Raw genomic sequence first — 24,569 nt, 5'->3', positions numbered from 1 at the left:
CCATGTCTGACATTTTAAATAAAATCCTGGCAGTCAAAGCCGATGAAGTGGCTGCGGCCAAAAAATATCAATCCTTTGCCAGCCTGCGTGCAGAAGTAGAGAGCAACAAGGAAGCGCAAGCTGATCTGCGCAGTTTTGAAGGTAGCTTGCGTGACAAGATTGCTGCAGGCAAGGCAGCGGTGATTGCAGAGATTAAAAAAGCATCTCCTTCAAAAGGCGTGCTACGTCCTGATTTTCACCCAGCAGAGATCGCGCAAAGCTATGCAGAACATGGTGCGGCCTGTTTGTCGGTGCTGACCGACGTGCAATTCTTCCAGGGTGCGCCTGAATACCTGCAACAGGCGCGTGCAGCATGCACTCTGCCAGCATTGCGCAAGGATTTCATGATCGATCCTTACCAGATCTACCAGGCCAGGCATTGGGGTGCAGATTGCATCCTGCTCATCGTCTCTGCACTTGATCACGGCCTGATGGCCGACCTAGAAGCCTGCGCACATGAACTTGGCATGGGTGTTCTGGTAGAAGTACATGATGCGCAAGAACTGGAAGCTGCCCTGAAACTGAAGACCGCCATGCTGGGCATCAACAACCGAAACCTGCGTACTTTTGAAGTGTCTCTGGATACGACAATAGGCTTGCTGCCAAGGATTACACCAGACAAACTGGTGATTACTGAATCAGGCATCATGTCAGCAGCGGATGTTACACGCATGCGTGAAGCCGATGTACATGGTTTTTTGGTTGGTGAGGCTCTTATGCGGGCTGAAAACCCAGGGGCAGAACTGGCGAAGGTGTTTGGCTGATTGCCGAATCTGTTTTTTTTCTTATCAAAGAATGATATCAGGCATAAAAAACGCCGTACAGCAAATTACTGTACGGCGCGCTTTATCAAGCAGCAGACATTAGATATCAGATGCAGTTTACAACTTACTTCTTGCCAGGCTTCTGAAAACTTGGTCTCACTAAACTGGCAGCCTTGCCCCCTGCCTGCACTGTCAAATTCACGGCTGGCACATCATCCGCCTGCAATTTAGCCTGCACAGTCAACAATTCATCACGGCGGAAGGCGTGAATCTGTACCGTCTCACCAACACGATAACGACCCAGCGCCGTAGCCAGACTATCGGCAGCATCTGCGGCAGTTACACGCAAACCATTGATGGCGATGATGACATCGTTTGGCGACAAACCAGCAACATGCGCAGCACGGCCTTCATGCGCATTGGCGATCTTGCAGTCATTGCCGTCACGCACCACACGTACGCCGAGGCTAGCTTTTTTGCTCGCACTGCCATCGTTTACCTGCAAGGCGAAGTCTGCATACAGACTTGCCAGCGGCACGTCTTCGGTGCCACGCACATGCTTGTCGAGGAAGCGGCGTACATTCACGCCAGCGACTTGCTCGACCAGACTTTCAAACTCAGTCTCGCCCAGGCCCTGCTGCTTGCCTGACAGACTGCGCTCATAAAAGTCGCGGCCAAATTTTTGCCACATCGCACGCATGACGTCATCAAGGGATTTTTTACCGACAGTTTCTGCGCGTATCATCAAATCCAGGCCAAGTGCCACCAAAGAACCCTTGGTGTAATAGCTGACTATCGCATTCGGTGAATTTTCGTCCTGACGATAATACTTGGTCCATGCATCGAAGCTGGATTCAGCCACGCTTTGCTTTGTACGACCACTACCGCGTGTCACCATATTGATGGTCTTGGCCAGCAACTTGAAGTAAGCAGCTTCATCAATCACGCCTGCGCGTACCAGCATCAGGTCATCATAGTAGCTGGTGAAACCTTCAAATACCCACAACAGGCTGGTGTAGTTTTCGTGACGCAAATCATAGCTGGCAAAGGCCGCAGGCTTGATGCGCTTGACGTTCCAGGTGTGGAAATACTCATGGCTACACAGGCCCAAAAAGCCACGATAGCCATCGCTCATCTCTGCATGGTGTTTGACTGGCAAGTCAGTGCGATTGCAAATCAATGCAGTAGAAGCGCGATGCTCCAGGCCACCATAACCTTCACCTACCACCATGGTCATGAAGACATAGCGGTCCATTGGTGCTTTTTTGGTGCGTGGTTCGAAGAAAGCGATTTGCGTTTCGCAGATTTTCTGCACATCAGCGATGATGCGCTCCATATCCATATTCGGTACTTTGCCGGTCACGACAAAGTCATGCGAGATACCGTGCGCATCAAATGTCGCCAGCGCAAAATCACCCATTTCAACCGGATGATCTATCAGCTCATCATAATTGGCAGCGACATACGTACCAAAGCCGTAACGCTTGGCTTTCAACTCAGGCAAGGACGTGGCAACGCGCCAGGTTTTGCAGGCGATATCTTCAGAACGCTGAATATCAACCACATGCGCATTCATCTCCTGGCCATGCACGCTCAAAAATACGCTGGTGCCATTGAAGAAGCCATGGCTTTGATCGAGGTGCGCTGCACGAACCGACAAATCCCAGGCATAGACTTCATACGTGATACGCAAAGCGCCTTTGCAAGGCGCAGCCTGCCATGTGTGCTTGTCGAGTTTTTTCAGTGCGACTTTTTTGCCGTCAGAACTGGCCTTGATCTGCACGATGTTGCGGGCAAATTCACGCACCATATAACTGCCAGGTATCCATGCCGGCAATCTGACGATCTGACCATCGGCATCAGGCGCTGCGATATCCAGCGTGACCAGGTACATATGTCCGGCCAAGTCCTTGGGGACGATGGTATATGCCAGTGCATGGGCTGATGCAGACACGTTCGTCACTTGTCTCTTTGTTGTTATCGTTTTTTTCATTCTGAACGATCTTTCTGTTTCTTAAATAATGAGTACTGAAATGAAAAGTGGAACAGAATTTTATGACGCGGTGTAATTACGCACATTGGCCGCAATAAAAGTAAATAACTGCGCCCCTACGACTGCACGTGTCAATTGCAAACGCAAATTGATAAACCATGCTGGCACACCATAAGACTGATAGAGACGCTTGTCTATCTTGTAGGTTGCGATAAAACCGGCAACCTGCACGATAAAACCTATCAGCATATGGTTCAAAAACAGCCAGGCAATAATAATGGGAACCACGCCCCAGATCAGGACTTTTTTGTTTTCATTCTCATGCCCGCCACCTGCCATGAGAGCTACGCCCCAATGCAGACCGCCAAGAAAAGACAAAATCACAATGCCATAATGCAGTTGTGCCTTGATCAGAGCCCCCAACCAGTCTGGATGCACTATCCAGCAAGCCAGCGTCAAAAAGATAAATGGTGCAAGCCCGGCAATGCCTATCCGTATTGCCAGTTTTCGATTGAGATTATCCATACATTTTGGCAGCACCAATACCGCCCACTTCTAAATCAGGTGGAAGAAAACCGCTATTCTATGGTTATTTTTGTTGTATAGATATATCCACAAGCTATTTAGAAGTAACAAAACTGGTGGGGAAGGTCAAAAATTGTGGAAAATCCCTAGCCGTCATGCGTATCGTCTGTGAAACCATGTCTTATTTACAGTATTTTAATCACAAAATCATTGAATCCTGTATTTCAAGCATTTGTTTTCCCGCCTTTATCCAAATGACTGAGCAAGGCATCGCGGGTATCAATATCCTCATGAATGCCAGGGTCATCCACTTCTATTTGCGTGACTGTATTGTTTTGCAAAACACTGCGGGCACCAATGTCGCCCTGCAAATCCAGCAATTGTGGCAAGTATTGATTGGCAAACCCAACCGGGTTACCGCGCCGTCTCTGATACACAGGCGCGACTATTCCAGCCCCTGCCTGCAAGGCTTCAAACAATAGTGACATGGTAGAAGTTTTTACTGAGGGCATATCGGCCAGGGCGATGACCCATCCAGCACTGTCCGCGGTGGCACGAAAAGCATGTTTGAGAGAATTCGCCATGCCCGCATCAGCGTCATGACAGACCAGGCACTCAATACCCATTGTCTGCAATTGGCCTGCCAACACAGAATTATCTGGCCTCAGCACAGCAACAACATGCGGCATGACCGCCAGCAAATTGTGTGCGCTATGCTGGGCCACCGATTTTCCATCCGCCAGTATTTGCAAGAGTTTGTCTTGCTGACCACTGGCATCAAAGCGACGACCGCGCCCCGCTGCCAGCAAAATGCCTGTCCAGCGTGGTGACGAAGTCATCGTGAATTATTACTTTAAATGGATTAGTTGGCTTTGCTATTGCCGGCTGCTGCAGCAATCCTGCTTTCCAGCGTTTTCACATCCAGCATGCCGGGCGCACGTGTGCCATCTGTGAAGAAAACAGAGGGCGTACCCGTTACACGCAACTTTTGTCCAAGGGCAAAAATTTTATCGTTGGGTGTATTGCAGTTGGCAGCAGCCTCAGGTGCGACCTTGCCGTGCAACATCCATTCATCCCAGGCCTTGTTACGATCAGCCGAACACCAGATGTTTTTGGATTTGGTTTTGGAATCTTCTGCCAGAATGTTATACATGAAGGTATACACGGTGATGTTGTCCATCGTCGCCAGCGTCTTGCGGAACTGTTTGCAATAGCCACAATTCGGATCTTCAAATACCGCAATGACACGCTTGCCATCGCCCTTGACCATCTTCAATGCAGATTCCAGCGGCAGCTCAGAAAACTTTACCTTGGTCAGGTCATCTATCCTGGCCTTGGTGTAATTGGTGCCATTCTTTGCATCTATGACTTCACCCGTGAACAGAAATTGTGCCTTCTCATCGGTGTACATGATATCTGAACCTATGCGGACCTCGAACAGACCTGAATATGGTGTCTTGGTCACAGAATCAATCTTCACACCTTCACGAAAGGTGGGCTGTACCAGCTTGCGCACATTGGCCTCTTGCGCCGTCTCGGCAGCAAAGACACTGCCAGCCAGGGCCAGCGCAATGACCATCAGGCCTTGTAGAGTTTTTTTCATCTTCAATCTTCTTTCATTTTCTTCATACTTGTGCACGAACATCAAAACCATAAAAGACCGTAGTCTGGTTCTTGGTCGTAATCATTGCAGCAAACTTACAAACACACTACGACACCACGCCAGGCTTATTTCCCCATGGCGTGGGCGATTAATTTGTTCTTTATGACTGGCAAGCGGTCCAGCAAGTTCAATCCCAGATCACGTATTGTACGCAAAGGCGTCAAATCAGATGCAAACAGGCGCGCCAGGCCATCTGTTGTAGCCAGCATCAGCATCACTTCTTCCTTACGCGCACGCTGGTAACGGCCCAGCAAACGGGCATCACCACAATCCCGGTGTGCTTCTTTTTCTTTGATCACTTTCAGCAAATCCACTACATCAGCAAACCCCAGATTCATGCCATGCCCCGCCAGCGGATGCACAGCGTGCGCTGCATCCCCCACCAGAGCAACCCGTGGCGCGATCATGCTGTGTGGCCGCATCAGGCGCAAAGGAAAAGCTTTGATCGCCTCTGGCAAAACTGGCTGCAAGGCACCAAGCACTTCACCGCAATATGGCATCAAACGCTCAACCAGAGCCGACAAGGGTTCACGCAATAAAGTCTCGGCCAGTGCATCAGGTGCCGACCATACCAGTGATACACGGTTACCCGGCAAAGGCAGCAAGGCGATAATACCCTGCTCTTGTACAAACCACTGATGAGCAACACCGTGATGCGGTTTGGTACATTCAAAATTGCTCACCACACCTTGCTGATGATACGACCGGTAATCAAGGCCAATATCGCAAGCACCACGCACCCACGACTGCGCGCCATCAGCACCAACGATCAGAGACGCACGTATGCTGCTGCCATCATCCAGCGCCACTTGCGCCGCATCAGGCTGCACCGATAAAGCCTGCGCCCACCCCTGCACCAGCGTCAGGCTTTGCGCAAACCGCAAAGCCGTATCCAGCGCCTGATTCAGATTTTTGTCTTCGATGATCCAGGCCAGCTCATTCACGTGCGCACCATAAGCATCAAAGCCCAGCCTGCCCGCATCAATACCACCACCCTGCACCTGCATGGCTGACACCGGGGCCAGCCGCGCCTGATCCAGTGCATCCCAGACCTTTAATGAAGACAGCAAATCATACGCCACATGGTTCAGCGCATATACCCGCACATCCCAGTCAGCAGTTAAACCGGGAGCCGAATTGGGAACAACTGCAGGCACTCCAGAACCAGGAGCGCACAACAAGTTCACACGCAACCCCGCCTGTGCAAAGCCCAAAGCAGCTGCTTTGCCGACAGCCCCATTACCAACGATACAAATATCGCAATCCCGCACCTGAGCAGACATCAGTCCCCCATCAAAAACCAGATAATGACCCATTATACGGGAAGCCCAACCTGCTGCCTGATGCGCCAGATCAAAGCCCCATCATAGAGAGGAGCACAGGTTTTTTCAGAAAAAGCTTGCAAACCGCACTCAACATGTCTATAATTCTTGGTCTTGGCCTGGTAGCTCAGTCGGTAGAGCAGAGGATTGAAAATCCTTGTGTCGGTGGTTCGATTCCGCCCCGGGCCACCAAGAAATAATTTTACAAAACGCCAATCTGCAAAGATTGGCGTTTTTGTTTGTGATTCATTTTTTCACAAGCAAACTATTACTTCTCCCAGCATAAGAGCAGTGGCAGGCGATGGGCAATACTATGTGATGGCAACAATCCTAAAACCATTTGGCAGCTCAGCGTTACAGATACGGGCTAGTATTTAACTGAGTAGATCATGTCCAAATAGTATTTTCAGAATATTACTTTTGCGAGCAAAAAAATGAAGAAACTTCCTTACATCGCCTTGTCAATGTCCCTTCTTGCAGGATGTGCAACCACCTCCAAGGATATTTCTGCGGTTTATATCTCGCCACTGCAATATTCAACCTACGACTGCGATCAGTTGGCAATGGAGGGGCAGCGTATTCAGGTAAGAGCCTCGCAAATGGGAGCTCGAATTGATCAAAGTGCAAGCAATGGCAATCTCGCAACTGCAGCGGCCGTCGTTATTTTCTGGCCAGCGGCATTTTTCACAGGTTCTGGCAACAAAGAGCAACAAGCGGAATTCGCCAGATTAAAAGGTGAAAAAGAAGCACTGGACCAAGCAGTGATTCAAAAAAAATGTTTTAACACCCCATCTCAATTGCCAACCCCTAACACGGCAAAAAATGTCCCTGAAGAGGCACCGGGCAAGAACTGAGAAGCTACCTTCACTTGCCCATCAATTTGCCTGGCATTCTCGACCATACTAGCCTGGCATGGGATATGCCAACCACGGTTGGATAATGCACAGGTATCGTATAAGATTGAAAATGCTTGTGTCGGTGGTTCGATTTCAATACTGTCCATCAAGGATCGGTATCATCAGCGCCCACTCTTGAGGTTGGCATTTTTGTTTGCGCGAGGATAAGATGCCTCAAAGTCCCCAACTATTACGACGTTTGCTGCGGGCGAAAGACCGGATGGATGGGGCTGCTCATGAGGACTGGCCCATCCACAAGCTGGCTGAGGTGAGTGCCGTATCGGCGGCGCACTTTGCTCGCGAATTCAAGAAGGCCTTTGGCCTGCCTCCCCATCGCTACCTGCTCACACGCCGTATCGAGCGGGCAAAAACTCTGTTGCGCGATACTGATCTGCCCGTTACCGAGATCGCACTCCAGACTGGCTGGACCAGTCTTGGCACTTTTGGACGCATCTTTCGTGATATTACTGGCGAAAGCCCGGGAGAGCTCAGGGAACGTGAACGCACACTTCCGCATGCGGGTGTGCATATCCCTGAGTGTGTCATGCGCAATGCGGCGCGTCCTGATCTCAATACAGCAGTTTTGGAGAAGCGGCGCATGGAAGCCGCTGGCAAACTGGAGCCTCAATCAAATCAGGAGGATATATGACTCAAGGCGTTAATGTGGCAGGTCTGTATGTGCATGATCAGGATGAAGCGCTGGTATTCTACGTCGGCAAGCTGGGGTTTCTCGTCCACACCGATGTTCGTAATGGCAGTTATCGCTGGCTAACAGTTCAGCATCCGGACCAGCCCTCTTTCCAGCTAGGCTTGTTCGTGCCAGGAGCACCCTTGCATGATGTGGCAACCGCACAAACCTTGCATGAGATGGTAGCAAAAGGTGCCATGCCGGCAAACGTACTCGTGGTGGATGACTGCCGCGCTGCCTATGAACGCTTGCGCAAATGCGGCGTTGAGTTCACGCAAGAGCCAGTGGACCGCTACGGCACCGTGGATGCAGGCTTTCGCGATCCGTCTGGCAATGGCTGGAAAATGATAGAAGCTGCATCCAAGCCACAAGCGGGGAAATCATCATGAACTTGAGCGATTGGATACGACAAAGTCACCGCTGGCTGTCTATCATTTTCACGCTGACGGTCATTGCCAATTTTGCGGCAAGAGCAATCAGCTCGGGTGAGCCGTCGCCGTGGATAACATATGCGCCTTTGCCTCCGCTATTTCTGATGTTATTTTCTGGCTTGTACATGTTTGCATTGCCTTATACGAGCAAGTGGCGCATCAGGTCACATACATAAGCTACTGCTTGAGTCACCAAGAAATGAAAAACCGCTCAACAAATTTCTTTGTTAAGCGGCTTTTCACATTAATCTGATTTTTCTTTTACTTTTACTGGCAAAAATCTAAGATTGGAAACACAGCAAATAAAATTGCAGCAATAGTCTTTACGGATCAGCAATCTCTGTTGTAGCTTATCGTTGTAGCTCAATGCTTTGGCATCAACAGAAAAGTAATTTTGCCAATTTCCTTCTTTTCATATCACCTTTGCTGATTTCGCATTTGTCGAAAACGAAAATTTATGACTCCTCAAAAAGCAAAAACCATTCTGGAATCTCTGGCACTCGGGATACACCCGGAAACTGGCGACGCTTTGCCAGATGAAGGCATTTTTAATCAACCCCAGATTATCCGTGCCCTGTTTCTTGCAGCCCAGGCGCTGGGCGCAGAAAAACAGGAAACGGAATTAGCAATGGCAAAATCCGCGAGTAATGAAAAGCAAAAATCACCGGCGGCAAATGCGGGAAAACCCTGGACTGCAATTGACGACACCGAACTACTGGCAGCATTTGATGCAGGAGCACAGGTAAGCGAAATCGCCAGGGAATTTGGGCGCTCAAAAGGATCAATCAACTCAAGGCTGGTACGTCTGGGGCGCTTACAGGAAGTGGATACAGCATCTGAAATCAATACAGACAGATCATGACATCCCCAAATCAATAATGCAGCCCATCTTGCGTCTCATCTGAATTCAAGGCCAGTTGCTCAAACCAGAGGAGCCTCACGTCAAGACCGCAGGACTCTCTTATCTGGCTAAGTACCTATGATCTTTTTCATCGATGCGCCTATCTTGCCGCCGCAATAATCATCACCATACTCTTCGCGCGCCTTGGTGGCCAGCTTGACCAGGGGCGGTAGTTCACTGACGCGTTGCGACAGGTTTGCAGTCATGGGAGCAGTTTTTTCAAGCAACTTTTTTATTTTGGGAAAGTGATCACCTAAAGTTGACCACAAAGTGGCTGTCACGATGTCTGCAATGCCTGCCTCCTTGCCGCCCAATAAAAATCCACTGCCAACCCGCAGGCCATGGCGTTTACCGGTTTCTTCCCATAGCGACATCCACTTTTGCAGTCTGGGAATGAATTCCTTCCAGCGTTTTTCAGTCCACATCTGCCGCCCACCATCCAGGGTGATTTCATCGATGACGTCATTGGCATCATTGACTATTTTCATGGTCATGGCGCGAAGTTCTGGTGTGGTTGGCATGAGACCTAGTGCTTCTCCAAGATACAGCACAATGGCGGGCATTTCAGCGATGGCGAATCTGGTTTTTTTGTCGATGAGTATGGGCGGCCCCATGAAGGGCACTGGCATATTTTTTATCGGCCCGCTCATGAGTTTCATGATAGCTGCATCGTCTGCTTCTACCCAGGTTTTTCCGGCGCATGCCAGGATAGCCCGCACAAACTGGCCTCGAAATGGTACCGACCAATAATACAATTCATACTCAGGAGCTTTTGAAATGCTCATGGCGCTATCCCTTTTTCAATACATTCATGCTTGCGACAAGAAACGTCCGTCACCGTATGCCATCCTCGATAATCGTCTCCTGACTGACGAGTGCTGTTTGCCTGTCATCCTCAGTGAGTCTGGTGGTTTTCCAGCTACCTCTGGCAAACCAGCAGATGGCGATGAGGGCGACCACGATATTCGTTACCGGAAATGACCACCACAAGCCCTGGGCATGGAGTTGCGTATGCTTGGATAATACATACGCCAGCGGAAACTGCACCATCCACTGTGACACCAGCGCGATGATCATGGCATTGAGCATATTGCCGGAGGCACGGAAAGCTGACACGATGCAAAGCTGCACACCTATACCACCCCAGGCCAGACACATGATGCGCAAGAAGTTGGCGGCTTCTGCAATGACTGCGGCATCATTGGGAATAAAAAAACTGACGATCAGAGGTGCCAGTGCATAGGCGATGACGCCCACCACGCTAAGCACGGCAAAGCCTATCAAGGTACCGAGCACCGTAATGCGTGATGCGCGTTCAATATTGCCGGCCCCGATATTTTGCCCCACCAATGTGGATATCGCCATCGAAATGCCCATGACAGGTATCGTGATGACTTGCAAAATATTTGCACCGACACCGTAAGCGGCAATCGTGACAGTTCCAAAACTGGACACCAGGAAGGACATGACGATCAAACCCAGACCACGCGTCGAGAGCTCGACCGAACCTGGCAAACCCAGGAAGAAAGCACGGCGGATATAGGCCGGGTCTGGTTTTAAAGCACGCCAATCCAGTTGTATGCCATGTCTGCCACGCAAGAAAATGATCATGCCTATCAAGGCCGCCAGCGCCTGTGTCACCAGGGTTGCATAGGCCGCGCCCATGACACCTAAAGGAGGAATGATCTGCCATCCATAGATGAACAAGGGGTCAAGCAAGAAGTTCAGCAGTACCGTTCCTGCGACGATATACAAGGGGATTTTGGTCTGGCCGACGCCACGCATCAGTGCCTGGAACATCGCATAAATGAATACAAAAATAATGCCTATGAAGGACACGTGCATGAAACCCAACGCGCCATCGTGAACTGCTGGCTCTACGCCCAACAGTGTCAGTAAATGCGGTGCCAGACTATACCCAATCAGGCCCAGTACCACCGAGCTGATAGCGACCATGACCATGGTCTGGGCAGCAACATGATTGACCATATCTTGCCGGCCTGCGCCCATATACTGTGCAGTGAGCGTCGCCCCTGCCATGGCAAGACCAGAACCCAGGGCAATAACAAGGAAAGTCACCGGGAAACTGATGGAAATCGCCGCGACTGCCGAGGCACCCAGCCGGCCCACCCAGAATGCATCGGTCAACTGATAACCAGTCTGCAAAATGTTGCCGAGGATAATGGGCAACGCCAGTGCCGCAAGTGCTTTGGTGATAGGGCCTTCCAGAAAAAGCTTTTGGCGTTCCACGCGATGTCCTTTATTGGCTTTAGTGGCTATAGTTTGCACTGACAAATAGTGCACATTGATATCCATTATGCGACGCCAGGAGTCAGATCAGTGTACGGCACCGAACATTTTTCTTTTTTAAGCCTCTCAACGCCTCTCAACGTCCCCTCCCGGCTTATACCCAAAGTACGCAATACATGCACTGCATATTCATAGTCGGAAAGATTCGTTTTACGGCACAAAACCAGCTCATATACTGGGCCGTCTGCCACTTGTCCATCAACATATATGAAAAAGAATCTGCATGTTCTCGCCCTCGCCGCCAGTGTCTTCCTCATGGGGAACGCTGTTGCCGAAACCAAAGAGGTAGTTATCGCTTATCAGGACATGGTCGTGCCCTGGCGCTATGCGCAGGAAACGCACAACCTGGAACAAAAGACCGGGTACAAGGTGACGTTTCGCAAGCTGGCGAGTGGTGCTGATGTTATCCGTGCGCTGGCCTCTGGTTCGGTACAGATAGGTGAAGCAGGGTCGGCACCGATAGCCTCGGGCTTGTCGCAGGGTTTGAACATACAGTTGTTCTGGATACTGGACAATATCAATGATGCCGAAGCACTGGTGGTGCGTAATGGCAGCAATGTCAAAACGCTGGCCGATCTGAATGGCAAGCGCATTGCCGTGCCGTTTGTGTCGACCTCGCATTTCCATACTCTGCTGGCACTGGAACATGCAAAAGTTGATGCGCGTGGCGTCAAGATTATTAACTTGCGTCCGCCAGAAATTGCTGCAGCGTGGGAGCGGGGTGATATTGATGCGACGTTCATCTGGGATCCTGTACTGGCCAAAGTGAAGAAGACCGGCAAGACCCTAATCTCTTCTGGTGAGATCGCCAAACAGACTGGCACGGCAACCTTTGATGGCATCGTGGTCAACAAGGATTTCGCCAAACAGAATGATGCATTCCTCACAGAGCTGGTGAAGCTATTGGCGGCCACGGATGCGGATTACCGCAACAACAAGGCAAACTGGAAAACAGATTCAGCGCAAATCAAGGCAGTCGCAAAATGGGCTGGTGCAGAGGCTGCGGAAGTGCCTGCCAGCCTGGCGTTGTATGAGTTTCCGACTTTGCAGCAACAGGCCTCAGCACAATGGCTGGGTGGTGGTGCGGCCAAATCACTGGCTGCTACAGCGGCTTTCCTGAAAAGCCAGGGCACTATACAGACGGTTTTGCCAGACTATAGCGTAGGAGTCAATGCCACATGGGTACGCAAAGCGGCAGCACAGTAATCACACCTGCGGCTCACAACGGCGGCCGGCTTGATATACGCCGGCTGTCGGTGCGCTTTGCCGGTACCGGGCCGGATGAAGCACTGGCCTTGTCCGACGTTAACCTGTCTATCGCCCCAGGAGAATTCGTCGTCGCGCTTGGCCCTTCAGGATGTGGCAAGACAACTTTGCTGAATTGCCTGGCCGGTTTCATACAGGCATCTGAGGGTGAACTCACGCTGGACGATGTGGCAATCAACGGCCCCAGCCCTGATGTGGGTGTGGTGTTTCAAAAGCATGCGCTGATGCCGTGGTTGAATGTGCTGGACAATGTCGCACTGGGATTGCGCTTTCGCGGTATCGCACGTGAGCAGCGTAATGCGCTTGCGCTGGATCAATTGCGTCTGGTCGGGCTGGAGCAATTTGCTACGTCCCCCGTTTATCAATTGTCTGGCGGCATGCAGCAGCGTGTAGGGATAGCCCGCGCCCTGGCAAATAATCCCCGTGTGCTGCTGATGGATGAACCGATGGGTGCGCTTGATGCCCTGACGCGTGAGGCAATACAAGAACTGCTGGTCAAAGTCTGGCAGCGTAGCGGCAAAACCATTTTCTTCATTACCCATAGTGTAGAAGAAGCGCTTTTTCTCGGTACGCGGGTAATCGTCATGTCGCCGCGCCCTGGCCGCATTGCCCAACAATTTGAGTTGCCATTTTCTGGCGAATATCTGGCCTCGGGCGATGCGCGTACAGTCAAATCTTCGCCTGACTTCATCGCATGGCGTGAACGTCTGCTGCAACTTGTGCATCATCCTGTCTAAAGATTTCCACATGCCACCACCATCCACCTCAGTTGCAACTCCTGATCACGCTTATACAGAAGTTACAAGGCGCGAGACTGTGCCATTATTGCCGATAGCAAAGGTGTACCCAAGGCCAGGCAGTGGCAAAACCCTGGGCGTGACTATCATCACCATCGCCGTACTGTTGTCAGGCTGGTGGTTCATCACGGCAAGAGCTTGGGTGGAACCCTTGTTCCTGCCTTCGCCAGCGGCTGTGTGGCTCGCTGCTCAACAGGCCTGGAGTGGCAATATACAAGGCGGGCTGCCATTGCTTCAACATCTGGCCTGGAGTTTGATACGCGTGTTTGGTGCATTCTTGTTAGCGGCTATCAGCGCAGTACCGCTGGGTTTATTGATGGGCACCAACCGCATCGTGCGCGGCATCTTTGATCCCATCCTCGAATTCTATAGACCGTTGCCACCACTGGCCTACCTGCCCTTGATCGTGATCTGGTTCGGCATTGACGAAACAGCCAAGATATTGCTGATCTACCTGGCCTGTTTTGCGCCTATCGCAGTAGCTACCCGCGCCGGTGTCATCAAGGTCGCATCAGAGCAATTGCATGCGGCATTATCGATGGGTGCAAGCCAGTGGCAACTATTGCGGCATGTGATCTTGCCAGCGGCGCTGCCTGATATTCTGACAGGCCTGAGGATAGCCATAGGTTTTGGCTGGACCACCCTGGTCGCGGCTGAAATGGTGGCAGCCACGGCTGGCGTGGGCCAGTTGGTATTGAACGCGTCCAGCTTCTTGCGCACTGATATCGTGATCATGGGCATCATCCTCATCGGCATCGTGGCCTACCTGTTCGATTTGCTCATGCGTCGCCTTGAACGCAAGCTGGTGCCATGGAAAGCGCATACCTAAACAGTTTCATCCAAAAATCAAACCACTAATCATATTTCTTCTGACACTTCTCACAATTAAAAGCCCGGCGCTTCTTATGCCCTAGATGTGCTTTCAGGAAAGGAATATGGCAACGTGGGCAAATTTTCCTGGTATGCGCAAGCCAGTGCTGTTTCAGGACGAAGGCTTTTTTCCATTCGAGAAATTCAAAACTATATTGTCTCGCCTGCGTAACCATGTCCGATAATTTTGCGCTTGATAAACTGCCCACAAGCCAAAGAGGATGCAGGCGGATTCTGAACAGGACTTCATTCTTGATAATATTACCGACGCCAGAAAAAATATCCTGTTCCAGCAAGGCATCACAGACAAACATAGACGGGTTGGCGCGTAATTTTTTGCGTGCGGCCGCAGCATCCCAATCATCTGACATGACATCGGCAGCCCAGTCATAATGGGTATTGATATCACCTTCAAGATATTTGATTGAACAGGTATAAAAATTAAGCTGCTGTCCATCCTTAAATAACAAAGACAGGCGCGGAACCGCGTCTTTTTGTTCATTGATGCGGTAACTGCCAAACATCAGGAGATGTATACGTACCGTAAAGTCCTCAAAAACGATCAGGAAGTGCTTGCCCCAGGTGCGCAGGTCTTTGATTTTTTGATTGCTCATGCGTGACATATCCATCTTCGCATTGCCATATGCTTTTTTCACGGTCTTGCCTGTAAAGCCGCTGGCATCTTCTTGCAAGATGCGGATGGATGGTCCTTCTGGCATGGCTGCTCCCTTTCAAGATTTTATTTATAAGGGGTCAGCTTGCTACATGCCAAGGATCTGAACTATAGGAAAGCTCTGAGAAAGGTGTAGGACGTTTTTTGAATGTGGAATCTATGCTTAGTTTTGAGATGCCGTGATTTGGCACAGTCCTACAATGCAACTGAAATAAATACCGATGCGACGAGAATTCGCTGCATCGGTCAATAATCATTTACGGTTGTGATTATTTCCAGAAAATATAATCCGCCTGGTAATTCACCGTCTGCTTGCTACCAGCACTACCCGCATCACAAGTGCTGGATGGTGCCACACCGCCTTTGGTTGCCACGCGCTGTATGTAAGTGACGCCTGTCATTGCGCCGCTGCCAGTTGCTGGGTTGGCTTTGACCAGTTGATAAGGGATATTGCCTGCGCCTGCCGGTGCAACTGCGACCTGGGTGGCGGTGACTTTGGAACCGTCCAGGTTTTCCCATGTCGCCGGTGGGCCATAGTATTTGCCAAGCTTGGTGCCACTGCGATCACTGAGTGTGGCGTCCGGGCCGACGAAGGCCCATTCAAACTGGCCTGCCATGTCTTTCTTGGCGCGGCATTCATAAGTGATCAAACCTGCGCCTACTGTCTGCATGGCGACTTTATTGCCTGCGGGCACCTTGACTGCATCTGGCAGGCTGTCTTGCGAGTAGGTGGCTGCCATAGGGCTCATGGAAGTGCAGCCCGCCAATAGTGCGCTGGCCAGCACAGTGGAAATGCCAACAGCGCGCGATGCGATAGTCAGAGTGTAGGCTTTCATTTAAGGCTCCTGTATGGTGGTTGGGGTATCAGTCTTTGATGACCAATATTTCAGATACGCAGGAGACTCATGAATGGATTCAACATTCTTTAAATAAATTAATCATTCACCAAAACTATTTGGCGGGATCAATTCTCCTCAGGCTGAATTTATTTCACTGTAAAATTGCCCACCATATATGCAAGTAGAAATCTGAGTATCAGGTTAGCAACTTTAAGAGAAAATCAGCATGAACAAAAATCCGGCGCAATCTGAAAAAGACTTGCGTGCCCTGCTCAGGGCAAATAAACAGACGCTCAAGGGCATGAAGCTGCCGCAAGCCTTGAACCTGATGAGCGCTTACTATCAGGACGTGAGCGACTACGACGTCATCGCTGCTGAAGGTGACGGCATGGTGGTGTATGACGACATTACCAATCGCGGGCGCGGTACGCGCTTTGAAATAGGTATCGTCCGTCTGTTTTGCCTGCCTTCAGATAAGGCCAGCACAGAGCCACAACCTGCTCTGCGTTTGCGGCTGCGCCTGTGCTACAAGTTTGACATGGATATTGCGACCAGCGTACTGGCGGAAGACACCTGGTCATATTACTGCTGGTCTGTCACCGGCCTGGCAGGAATGCTGGATAAACTGAAGGGCGAAACGGCTTATCAGGTTTTGCAAGACAAGCAGCCTGCCGAAGTCAATATCAGCCTTGAGGAAACGACTTATCTGCCCTCAAAAAAATATCCTGCAACTGATGCGCAGCAAAACTGGTGGGGTGTATGGGATGTGGACTAATAATCAGTAAAGGCGCAAGACTTTATTTTGATTTTGCCCGGATGATCTGGTTAAGACGAAAACCTTCGATATCGGTCTTGATCTGTATCCAGACCGGGAAATGGTCAGACATCTGGTAGCTGAATTGCTGCAATGTGTAATTCTTGCCTGGATATAGTTTGGAGATATTGGCCTCATCGACAAAAAAATCGACCACCCCGCCTGCATTGGTAAAATTCTCAGGCACGGTAGGCAAATGCAGTATCTGGTCATAACGCGCATTGCCTTTCAGATTAGACCCGCCTATGTTGCGCTTGCCTGCTTTTAACTGCACCAGCGGCTTGGGTATCTGCAAGCCACAATCTACCAGGGCTGCAAATAACTCATCCTTGATAGTAGGTGTATTAAAATCGCCAAACACGATGAGGTCATGGTCTTCTACATATTTACTCTCAAAGCGGCGCTTGATCCAGTTGCTGAATCGCTGTAATTCGTCACGGCGTGCGGCGGTGCTGTCACCCCATCTGGCATGCAGGGCCAGCGCCAAAAAATCAAAGTTACCGGCCCTGAATGAACACAAGTATGGTGCACGCCAGTAAGATTCTTTGGTGATCCATTCATCACCTTCCTTTACTCTTTGCGCTTCTACTTCAGCGGCAAGGCCAGTATGCGTCACAGCCCTTCTGTCATATAAAAAAGAGGTGCGTTCATCATTGCCACCGCGGTCATCTGACCAGTCTGAATACACTACGCGCCACGAGTCACCGAGATAAGTCATGACCTTGCCCAAGTCTTCGAGATTATTGCGCAATTCAACAACGGCGATCAGATCAAATTGGCCGAGGATTTCTGCGATGTAGTGGATTGATGCTTCATTGCGGGATTTCCGGCCAAATTCGCGGATATTCCAGGTGGCGATATTGATGGTCTCATCCAGCCTGGAGGAAGGTATTTCTGCCTCCTTGATGCTTTCTTTCAATACCAATAAACCTGCTGCGATCTCTGCAGATACTTTGCCGTGATGCATGATTACCCCCTTGAAAGCCGGACTATTTCAACTGGAACCAGGAACGGAAATGCGCATATCGGCGCTCATCATAACATCGCAAAATCGAGCAAAAAATATTTTTGAGACAAGTGTAACAATTGTAACTCTGTCATTACATCGTCATACACAACTTATATCGTCGCTCTTTTTTACCGAGAGACGCTCATGCTACCTACACGCACTCCAGAATATTTATTGGCATCTTCCCTGCTGGTCTTGCTCAGCGCCTGCGGTGGTAATAGCCTGCAGCCCTTACCTACCCTGAATGGCGACAAACCTTTGGTGGTTGCCCACCGTGGCGCATCTGGTTATTTGCCAGAAGAGACTTATGAAGCCTACGTGAAAGCGATTGACCTGGGTGCAGATGCGATAGAACCCGACCTGATTTCGACCAAAGATGGTGTACTGATTGCGCGTCATGATCCTAATCTGGCTTATAGCACCGATGTCGATAAACACCCTGAATTTGCTTCCAGAAAGAAAACCATAGACGTTGATGGTGAAACCCAAACCGGCTGGTTTGCCAGCGATTTTACTTTTGCAGAAATCAAGACTCTGGGTGGCATCTCCACCGATGCTGAGCGTCCGCAGCAATACAATGGCTTGTATAAAATCGTCAGCTTCCAGGAGATCATTGATCTGGTCAAAGCCAAGAGCAAAGAGACCGGCCGCACGATTGCCGTCTATCCTGAAACCAAGAACCCCAGCTATCACCGCGCACTTGGCTTGCCGCTGGAAGACAAGCTGATAGACCTCATCACCAAAGCAGGCTGGAATGATAAGACTGCGCCTATCTTCGTGCAGTCGTTTGAACCAGGCAGCCTGAAAGAATTGCGCAGGAAGGGCTTGAACGTCAAGCTGGTGCAATTGATCGATGCAGATGATGTTGATCTTAAAACCGGCGCTCTGACTTTTGCAGCACCTTACGACCGCCCTTATGACTGGGCCATGGCAGGTGACAAGCGCCTGTTCAGTGACATGGTGACACCTGCTGGACTGGCCGAGATCAAAACTTATGCCGATGGCATAGGCCCATGGAAGCGTTATATCGTCAGCGTCAAGGGGACCGTGGGTGCTGATGGCAAACTGGTCGATGTGAATGGCGATGGCAAGATCAATGAAACTGATGCCACTACCTTGGCGCCCACCAGCCTGATCAGCGATGCGCATAAGGCTGGCCTGCTGGTACATCCTTACACTTTCCGTAATGAAAAGCGCCGCCTGGCAGCCAACTACAATGGTGACCCTAAGGCAGAATACCTGCAATTTTTCCGTCTCGGGATCGATGGCATGTTCTCTGATTTTGCCGACACCGCACTTGCTGCACGTGCAGATTATCTGAAAGAAACAGGCCGCTGATTTATTTCATCAGCATCTTGTATTTCATGCGTGAAGTATCTTCACTTCACGCATGAGCTTACAGATGAATGGCTGGCTTACAGTCCTTTAGCCAGAGTCCCCAGCCGGGTAATATCATTGACGAGAAAAGCCGGTACACAGGGGATATGCTCTGCCGGTTTGACCGGACAATCCATGCGGTCCAACAATGTGCCTGCACCGCGTCTGGTCATGGCCTGGAAGGCTGAATCAGTATTCCCATAAGGCACGGTCGTGTCATCACGGCCATGGAAGAATGAGATAGGTGATTGCGGCGTCCAGTCATTGACATTACTTTGCGCGATGATGGCGGCATCATCATCGTTGAGGAAATTGTCGAGGAAAGCAGGGTCAAATACGATATCGCTATTGCTGCCCAATGCAGATGACAGCAAGAGGTTGCGCACATTGGCCCTGTCATTCGCACCGAGTTTTTTCAAGAAACCGGGGCTGATAAGCGCGCCGACGATAGGATTCTCTTTGCGTACCGCATCAAGCATCGCGTTCAGCGTCAGCACTACATCGTAAGGCCCGGCACCGATATAGGTGCTGACAGGCAAAGCACCTGCCCTGTTTTGCGTCAGGTAACGCAGCGTTGCCATGCTCGCATACGCGCCTTCTGAATAGCCGGTTAAAAACACCTGGCCATTGTCAGCAATGGACTGGGTCTGCCGCCAGCGCGCAGTGGCCGTCATAAAATCAGCCACTGAAAGCGCAGTCGGTGTTGCCAGCAGATAAGGATGTGGCAGCCCCCTGGTCACACCATAGCCGACATAATCAGTGGCACTGACCAGATAACCCATGGAGGCGAACAGCACTGCCGGTTCATCTGCAGTGGCATGGTTGCTCGGCGCCTCAGCATTGGTTTTGATGGTTGCATGCTGGTAACTGAGTACCGGGCTGGCCAGGCTACCCGTCTTGCGCGGGATAGCCGCCAGACCAGAGGCCACCACGCTGCGGCCACCAGTGTCCGTCGTGGTGTATGTGATCTTGTAGGTGTCAACTGCATACAAAGGCTTGATCACTGCTGTCACTTCTTTTGGCAAGGCAGCAGTCACATCAGCAAGGCTGATGGTTTTGATAAAGGTGGCAGTATCGAAATGCCCGGGGCCAGGTGGATTAAGCACATCTGGCGTAGTGACAACGGGGGTGGTCACCGGGCTGGACGAAGAGCCGCCGCCGCATGCCGTTACTACCAGGCACGCAGCAAGACCGAGGATGGTCCCAGCCGATGTGTGTTTTAGTAAATCAAATTTCATATTTTCTCCCATTATTGCTGAGGATATGTTTGCCCCCTATGAGGGCATCAGCCATTACCATGCTGGCATGCTTCGTAGATGTCTTAACTAAAAGCAAGCGTCTGCACGCGGTCTTAAAAACAGGCACATCTACCTATAACGGCAAAAAGCGGAATCGGATGACAACAAGCAAGAAGAGACAAGCAGAATGATCGCAATCTTATTTCAATGCCATCACTTCATGGTTTTGATCTATCCAATTTGGTCGATTCGTTGACAGCGGCAATCATTCGATTCGAAGGACTATCTTGCACTGACAGTACATTGGTACCGGGATTGACAATTGCAATCGATTTTTCTGATTTTTCTGAGGTTTCTATGGCTGTCACGGGAATTGCAGCAATTTTGTTCCCTTTTTCTATTGACTTTGATTGAGTCTGGCTGGGGTGCATACCTGCCACAATTTTAGTCTCTATCGATTTAATCCAGTTTGGCGCTTCTTTATCTGTCAGTTTTGTAATTTGATTATTTTCAATTTTCAGGTAGGTGACTGGCATCGCGCCGGAGTTGTCACGTATCAGGGTTTTGTCACAAATTGCGACGGCCCCGACCAGGTTTTCCTGACTTTCTGTATATCGCCTGCGGATAACATCCTCATCAATATGATGTCCCCCCTTTGATACACGGTTGGCGACCCGCTCTACATTGACATCGGCACTGTTTAGTCCTACGTAACGCAATTGCACCTGAAAGCCTGCAGCTTTGGCTTCTTCCATACGTCTGAGTATGCCATTGCCGGTAAGCGTGGTTTCCATCGTAAAAGACGTCTTTGCTGCCAGAGCTTGCTTGAACTGGTGTATTGCTTCACGGCCTGCGGCGACATCAACAGCACGCGGGTCTTGAGGGTTGATGACGCGGGCGATGGCATCGGGGTCTATGTGTTTGCTGATCTTGCTGCCTGAGTCGATTTCGCGCAAAGTGGATTTGCCCGAACCATTCGTGCCGCCATAAAACAGGGCGATGGGGCGCTCACTCATGTTACGACTTTTCTACCGGTACATCATGCACACGCGTGATGACACCATCAGGAGTACGCCTGACCAGATAACCTTGCTCATCGACATAACTGATGGTCTCAGTCTCGTTGAGTTTTTTGATATGCTCTGCAAACTTCTTGTCCAGTTCCAGCTCGTGCAGATCATCTTCGCTCAATTTGTTTTCCTGATTCGACTGGCTCATTTTTATTCCCGATGACGGCAAAGAAAGTGGAAAATCTTTACTTCAAATTTTGATTCTAGTCGCTTGGTAGCGAAAGAATAAATGAAGTTGCAATATGTTACGCGCTGGCTTTCGCTGGATTTAAGGCATAGCCAAGGTACAAATGCAGAAATACAAATGTAAAAAATTCCTTGCCAAAACCAAAATCCATCAGCTACTATCAAACCCTCACCTCAACCAACATCATCTGAAAGGAGATAAACATGCGACTACTACCAAACCTCTCTCCTTCATTGGGTCTGGTTTTCTACTGCCTGCATTAATTCGTATTTTAGTGTACGCATTTTAGTGCGCGTATTTCATCACGCTGCTAATACAGCGTACGCGTCTGCAAGCATTTCATCTTAGCCTTCATCTTTTCAGCATCTGCTGGTGATTTGATACGTCTATACCAGCGCCCAATTCCTAAAAAATATTATTTGGAATTCCTCTATGGGCAATTTTATTCAACAATTGTCTGAGCGCGTATCTGTGATCGCCTCAGACTGCTTGTGGCTTGAAGACAGCGCGATACAGCAACTCAAGACTACAGCACAATTAACACATATGGTCAGCGTAGTGGGTCTGCCTGATTTGCACCTGGGCCGTGGCTACCCTGTGGGTGCCGCATTTTTATCACAAGACCATTTCTACCCTGCCCTGGTTGGCAACGACATAGGCTGCGGCATGAGCCTGTACCAGACTGACCTGGCAATCAACAAGGTCAAGCTGGATAAACTCGACAAGCAAATCGGCAATCTTGATGAACCTGTCGATGAAGATGAATGGCAGCAATTGCTCAGCCTTGATCCTGATCTGGCTGCAAAAAAACAGGCCGTCGCAGATGGCTTGCTGGCAGCGGGACTGGATTTACTGCAAATGCGCTCACTCGGTACTATCGGTGGTGGCAATCATTTTGCCGAATTACAAATCACTGACAGAGTCGATGATGCAGCCAGCTACAACGCAGCAAACTTGCATGTGAAACGTGTGCAATTGCTGGTGCATAGCGGCTCGCGTGGTCTGGGGCAATTCATCTTGCGTCAGCATATCGATGCGCATAGTCACGCTGGTCTCGCAAGTGACAGCGAAGCAGCGACAGACTACTTGCGCAAGCATGATGCCGCGCTGGAGTATGCCACACTGAACCGCACCATGATCGCTGCCCGTATCTTGCGCCGCCTGCGTTGTCATGGCGAATTGATACTCGACGTGCATCACAATCTCGTCACCCCTGTAAAAGCGGATGGCAAGAGTTTGTGGTTGCATCGCAAAGGTGCCAGCCCCAGTGATCAGGGCATGGTGATGTTGCCGGGTTCACGCGGTGATTACAGCTATCTGCTGCAACCCAAAATAGAGAATGGCGTAGCCAGTTTGCATTCACTGGCGCATGGTGCAGGTCGCAAATGGCAGCGTACTGATTGCAAGGACAGATTGTTTAAACTGGCGACACCAGATCAATTGAGCCGCACAGAATTTGGCAGTCGCGTGATTTGTGCTGACCGTGCCCTGATTTATGAAGAGGCACCGCAAGCCTACAAAAATCTTGATAGCGTACTTGATTGCTTGCTGGGTGCCGATCTGGTCACCGTCATCGCCCGCAGCAAACCCCTGCTAACCTACAAAACACGTGGGGAGTGCTGCTGATGCTGCATCTACAAATCACCGCGAATACCGGCCCGGCAGAATGTTGTCTGGCTGTTGCCAAGGCTTTGCAAGTCTTCAATAAAGAAGCGGCCAAAGCAGGTGTCACTGCGCGCATCATTGAACAAGTCGATGGCCCGTATGCTGGCAGCCTGCGCTCTGCCTTGCTGGAATTGACAGCTGATAAAAATGAAGATGCCGCGCAAAATCTGGCGCAGGCGTGGGAAGGCAGCCTGCTATGGATCTGCAATAGCCCTTACCGGCTGGGCCATAAACGCAAAAACTGGTTTTTGGGTTGCAAAGTATTTCAGGCTGGCAGCACCATGCCGGAGAGTGAAATACGTTATGAAGCTACACGAGCATCCGGCCCCGGCGGCCAGCATGTCAACAAGACTGACAGTGCCATACGCGCCACGCATATTGCAACAGGCATTTCAGTCAAGGTACAGACTGAGCGCAGCCAGCACGCCAACAAGCGCCTGGCCGCACAACTGCTAAGCAGCAAACTGGAAGAATTGCATGCTGCCAAAGAACGTGACAGCAAGGCCGAGAGGCGCATGCAACATCACGATACAGAAAGGGGAAATGCCAGACGCATATTTGTGGGCATGGATTTCAAGGAACAAAAAGCTTAACGCCCTTTTGTGACAGGTTTTTTGAAGGCCTGCTTTGCGATTGCCGCACCAGCACCGCTGCCGCTATCGGTGGCGGTGCTTTGTGTGGTCGTGACTGGCAAATCAGGTTTGCAAGTCAGCAAGGCAAAGGTCGCCTGTAATTCTTTTTTAAGGGTTTTCAACTGACGCATGTGCGCGTCTATCTGTGCCATCTTGTTCATTAATTGCTGCTCTATATCGGCACGGCCAAACTTGCCCTCTGCCAGACGCGGCAAAATGTTTTGTATTTCCGCCAGAGAAAATCCCAATGCCTGCGCACCACGGACAAAGCGCAGGGTTTGTACATCGGCATCAACATATTTGCGGTAACCATTACCCTGACGCGGGGCGGGCTTGATGATGCCCTGTTTTTCGTAATAGCGCACGGTGTCGGTCGATACTTCGCAGAGTCCTGCAAACTGGCTGATGTTCATAGACTACTCCAGATTCAAATCTTTCTTGACTATGGAGTGTAGTCCAAGCTTTAGGCTGGATACAAGACCCAATACAAGATCAAATAATTTCGCTTTGCAGCAAAAGCCCTTGCAAAGTGATTATTGCTTGACTGCGCTAGCAGCTTGCGAAATGATGAGAGCCTTGCTTAAAAAAGGCAAACAAATA

General features: G+C 50.3%; 27 protein-coding genes and 1 tRNA gene. 13 read left to right on the top strand and 15 right to left on the bottom strand.

Annotated features, from left to right (window positions below):
* Positions 1-2: 2 nt before the first annotated feature.
* Positions 3-803: an indole-3-glycerol phosphate synthase TrpC gene (trpC, locus tag ACO0LL_RS25285; protein ID WP_422953577.1), complete on the top strand. Its 801-nt coding sequence runs from the start codon at positions 3-5 to the stop codon at positions 801-803.
* A gap of 124 nt (positions 804-927) precedes the next feature.
* Here trpC and ACO0LL_RS25280 read toward each other — a convergent pair whose 3' ends face one another.
* From ACO0LL_RS25280 to ACO0LL_RS25260, 5 genes are all read right to left on the bottom strand, one after another.
* A complete protein-coding gene (locus ACO0LL_RS25280) occupies positions 928-2,796 on the bottom strand; it encodes a M61 family metallopeptidase (RefSeq protein WP_422953576.1) in 1,869 nt (622 codons plus the stop codon).
* Between the two features lie 60 nt (positions 2,797-2,856).
* Entirely contained in the window at positions 2,857-3,321 is a 465-nt protein-coding gene (locus ACO0LL_RS25275; protein ID WP_162043392.1) for a DUF3429 domain-containing protein, read from the bottom strand.
* A gap of 224 nt (positions 3,322-3,545) precedes the next feature.
* Positions 3,546-4,160, bottom strand: a complete 615-nt coding sequence (locus ACO0LL_RS25270; protein ID WP_422953575.1) for a nucleotidyltransferase family protein — start codon at positions 4,158-4,160, stop codon at positions 3,546-3,548.
* Between the two features lie 23 nt (positions 4,161-4,183).
* On the bottom strand, positions 4,184-4,924 hold the full coding sequence (locus tag ACO0LL_RS25265; RefSeq protein WP_422953574.1) for a DsbC family protein: 741 nt from the start codon (positions 4,922-4,924) through the stop codon (positions 4,184-4,186).
* 125 nt (positions 4,925-5,049) lie between these two features.
* Positions 5,050-6,267: an FAD-dependent monooxygenase gene (locus ACO0LL_RS25260; protein WP_422953573.1), complete on the bottom strand. Its 1,218-nt coding sequence runs from the start codon at positions 6,265-6,267 to the stop codon at positions 5,050-5,052.
* 155 nt (positions 6,268-6,422) lie between these two features.
* On the opposite strand from ACO0LL_RS25260, the gene ACO0LL_RS25255 reads away from it, so the two are divergent.
* The 4 genes from ACO0LL_RS25255 (at position 6,423) to ACO0LL_RS25240 (ending at position 8,279) form a co-directional block, all read left to right on the top strand.
* A tRNA-Phe gene (locus tag ACO0LL_RS25255) sits at positions 6,423-6,498 on the top strand.
* A gap of 242 nt (positions 6,499-6,740) precedes the next feature.
* Positions 6,741-7,160 (top strand): hypothetical protein, encoded by a 420-nt coding sequence (locus ACO0LL_RS25250; RefSeq protein WP_422953572.1) that lies wholly within the window; start codon positions 6,741-6,743, stop codon positions 7,158-7,160.
* A gap of 211 nt (positions 7,161-7,371) precedes the next feature.
* On the top strand, positions 7,372-7,851 hold the full coding sequence (locus ACO0LL_RS25245) for a helix-turn-helix transcriptional regulator (protein ID WP_422953571.1): 480 nt from the start codon (positions 7,372-7,374) through the stop codon (positions 7,849-7,851).
* Positions 7,848-8,279: a VOC family protein gene (locus ACO0LL_RS25240; protein ID WP_422953570.1), complete on the top strand. Its 432-nt coding sequence runs from the start codon at positions 7,848-7,850 to the stop codon at positions 8,277-8,279. The genes ACO0LL_RS25245 and ACO0LL_RS25240 overlap by 4 nt, the downstream gene beginning before the upstream one ends.
* A gap of 25 nt (positions 8,280-8,304) precedes the next feature.
* Here the strand turns inward: ACO0LL_RS25240 and ACO0LL_RS25235 are convergent, their stop codons facing one another.
* On the bottom strand, positions 8,305-8,448 hold the full coding sequence (locus tag ACO0LL_RS25235; RefSeq protein ID WP_422953569.1) for a hypothetical protein: 144 nt from the start codon (positions 8,446-8,448) through the stop codon (positions 8,305-8,307).
* 330 nt (positions 8,449-8,778) lie between these two features.
* Between ACO0LL_RS25235 and ACO0LL_RS25230 the strand changes: the two genes are divergently transcribed.
* The gene (locus ACO0LL_RS25230) at positions 8,779-9,183 is read left to right on the top strand and encodes a hypothetical protein (protein ID WP_422953568.1); all 405 of its coding nucleotides are present in this window, start codon (positions 8,779-8,781) and stop codon (positions 9,181-9,183) included.
* A 107-nt stretch (positions 9,184-9,290) separates the two neighbouring features.
* Here ACO0LL_RS25230 and ACO0LL_RS25225 read toward each other — a convergent pair whose 3' ends face one another.
* On the bottom strand, positions 9,291-10,007 hold the full coding sequence (locus ACO0LL_RS25225) for a glutathione S-transferase (protein WP_422953567.1): 717 nt from the start codon (positions 10,005-10,007) through the stop codon (positions 9,291-9,293).
* Positions 10,008-10,056: 49 nt separating this feature from the next.
* Complete coding sequence (locus ACO0LL_RS25220) at positions 10,057-11,472, bottom strand: MATE family efflux transporter (protein WP_422953566.1); 1,416 nt, start codon at positions 11,470-11,472, stop codon at positions 10,057-10,059.
* 267 nt (positions 11,473-11,739) lie between these two features.
* Between ACO0LL_RS25220 and tauA the strand changes: the two genes are divergently transcribed.
* From tauA to ACO0LL_RS25205, 3 genes are read left to right on the top strand one after another with little or no spacing between them, the layout of a single operon-like run.
* Positions 11,740-12,738 carry a taurine ABC transporter substrate-binding protein gene (tauA, locus tag ACO0LL_RS25215; protein WP_422953565.1) on the top strand — a complete coding sequence of 333 codons (999 nt, stop codon included), beginning with the start codon at positions 11,740-11,742 and terminating at the stop codon, positions 12,736-12,738.
* Positions 12,711-13,535 carry a taurine ABC transporter ATP-binding protein gene (locus ACO0LL_RS25210; protein WP_422953564.1) on the top strand — a complete coding sequence of 275 codons (825 nt, stop codon included), beginning with the start codon at positions 12,711-12,713 and terminating at the stop codon, positions 13,533-13,535. Before tauA ends, ACO0LL_RS25210 begins: the two co-directional genes overlap by 28 nt.
* Before the next feature lie 10 nt (positions 13,536-13,545).
* Positions 13,546-14,424: an ABC transporter permease subunit gene (locus ACO0LL_RS25205; RefSeq protein WP_422953563.1), complete on the top strand. Its 879-nt coding sequence runs from the start codon at positions 13,546-13,548 to the stop codon at positions 14,422-14,424.
* Between the two features lie 25 nt (positions 14,425-14,449).
* Here ACO0LL_RS25205 and ACO0LL_RS25200 read toward each other — a convergent pair whose 3' ends face one another.
* Together ACO0LL_RS25200 and ACO0LL_RS25195 are read right to left on the bottom strand one after the other, a co-directional pair.
* Entirely contained in the window at positions 14,450-15,184 is a 735-nt protein-coding gene (locus tag ACO0LL_RS25200; protein WP_422953562.1) for a DNA-formamidopyrimidine glycosylase family protein, read from the bottom strand.
* A gap of 223 nt (positions 15,185-15,407) precedes the next feature.
* Positions 15,408-15,974, bottom strand: coding sequence for a DUF3455 domain-containing protein (locus tag ACO0LL_RS25195; protein ID WP_422953561.1), 567 nt, complete (start codon positions 15,972-15,974; stop codon positions 15,408-15,410).
* Between the two features lie 229 nt (positions 15,975-16,203).
* Between ACO0LL_RS25195 and ACO0LL_RS25190 the strand changes: the two genes are divergently transcribed.
* The gene (locus tag ACO0LL_RS25190) at positions 16,204-16,752 is read left to right on the top strand and encodes a hypothetical protein (protein WP_422953560.1); all 549 of its coding nucleotides are present in this window, start codon (positions 16,204-16,206) and stop codon (positions 16,750-16,752) included.
* Between the two features lie 22 nt (positions 16,753-16,774).
* On the opposite strand, the gene ACO0LL_RS25185 is transcribed toward ACO0LL_RS25190, so the two are convergent.
* Entirely contained in the window at positions 16,775-17,758 is a 984-nt protein-coding gene (locus ACO0LL_RS25185) for an endonuclease/exonuclease/phosphatase family protein (RefSeq protein ID WP_422953559.1), read from the bottom strand.
* A 186-nt stretch (positions 17,759-17,944) separates the two neighbouring features.
* Between ACO0LL_RS25185 and ACO0LL_RS25180 the strand changes: the two genes are divergently transcribed.
* Entirely contained in the window at positions 17,945-19,138 is a 1,194-nt protein-coding gene (locus ACO0LL_RS25180; RefSeq protein WP_422953558.1) for a glycerophosphodiester phosphodiesterase, read from the top strand.
* 77 nt (positions 19,139-19,215) lie between these two features.
* On the opposite strand, the gene ACO0LL_RS25175 is transcribed toward ACO0LL_RS25180, so the two are convergent.
* The 3 genes from ACO0LL_RS25175 to ACO0LL_RS25165 all read right to left on the bottom strand — a co-directional run bounded on the left by ACO0LL_RS25175 (position 19,216) and on the right by ACO0LL_RS25165 (position 21,633).
* Positions 19,216-20,415, bottom strand: a complete 1,200-nt coding sequence (locus tag ACO0LL_RS25175) for an alpha/beta hydrolase family protein (protein WP_422953557.1) — start codon at positions 20,413-20,415, stop codon at positions 19,216-19,218.
* 218 nt (positions 20,416-20,633) lie between these two features.
* Positions 20,634-21,431 (bottom strand): zeta toxin family protein, encoded by a 798-nt coding sequence (locus tag ACO0LL_RS25170; protein ID WP_422953556.1) that lies wholly within the window; start codon positions 21,429-21,431, stop codon positions 20,634-20,636.
* A gap of 1 nt (position 21,432) precedes the next feature.
* Positions 21,433-21,633, bottom strand: a complete 201-nt coding sequence (locus tag ACO0LL_RS25165) for a hypothetical protein (RefSeq protein WP_422953555.1) — start codon at positions 21,631-21,633, stop codon at positions 21,433-21,435.
* 471 nt (positions 21,634-22,104) lie between these two features.
* On the opposite strand from ACO0LL_RS25165, the gene ACO0LL_RS25160 reads away from it, so the two are divergent.
* Together ACO0LL_RS25160 and prfH are read left to right on the top strand one after the other, a co-directional pair.
* Positions 22,105-23,298 (top strand): RNA ligase RtcB family protein, encoded by a 1,194-nt coding sequence (locus ACO0LL_RS25160; RefSeq protein WP_422953554.1) that lies wholly within the window; start codon positions 22,105-22,107, stop codon positions 23,296-23,298.
* Positions 23,298-23,930, top strand: a complete 633-nt coding sequence (gene prfH, locus ACO0LL_RS25155) for a peptide chain release factor H (protein ID WP_422953553.1) — start codon at positions 23,298-23,300, stop codon at positions 23,928-23,930. Before ACO0LL_RS25160 ends, prfH begins: the two co-directional genes overlap by 1 nt.
* Here prfH and ACO0LL_RS25150 read toward each other — a convergent pair.
* Positions 23,927-24,382 carry a MerR family transcriptional regulator gene (locus ACO0LL_RS25150; protein WP_422953552.1) on the bottom strand — a complete coding sequence of 152 codons (456 nt, stop codon included), beginning with the start codon at positions 24,380-24,382 and terminating at the stop codon, positions 23,927-23,929. The genes prfH and ACO0LL_RS25150 overlap by 4 nt on opposite strands.
* Positions 24,383-24,569 lie beyond the last annotated feature (187 nt).

Source organism: Undibacterium sp. TC4M20W, assembly GCF_049340245.1.
Taxonomy (GTDB): Bacteria; Pseudomonadota; Gammaproteobacteria; order Burkholderiales; family Burkholderiaceae_D; genus Undibacterium.
Note: the sequence above shows the minus strand (reverse complement) of the source record. Positions and strands in the feature narration are given on the sequence as shown.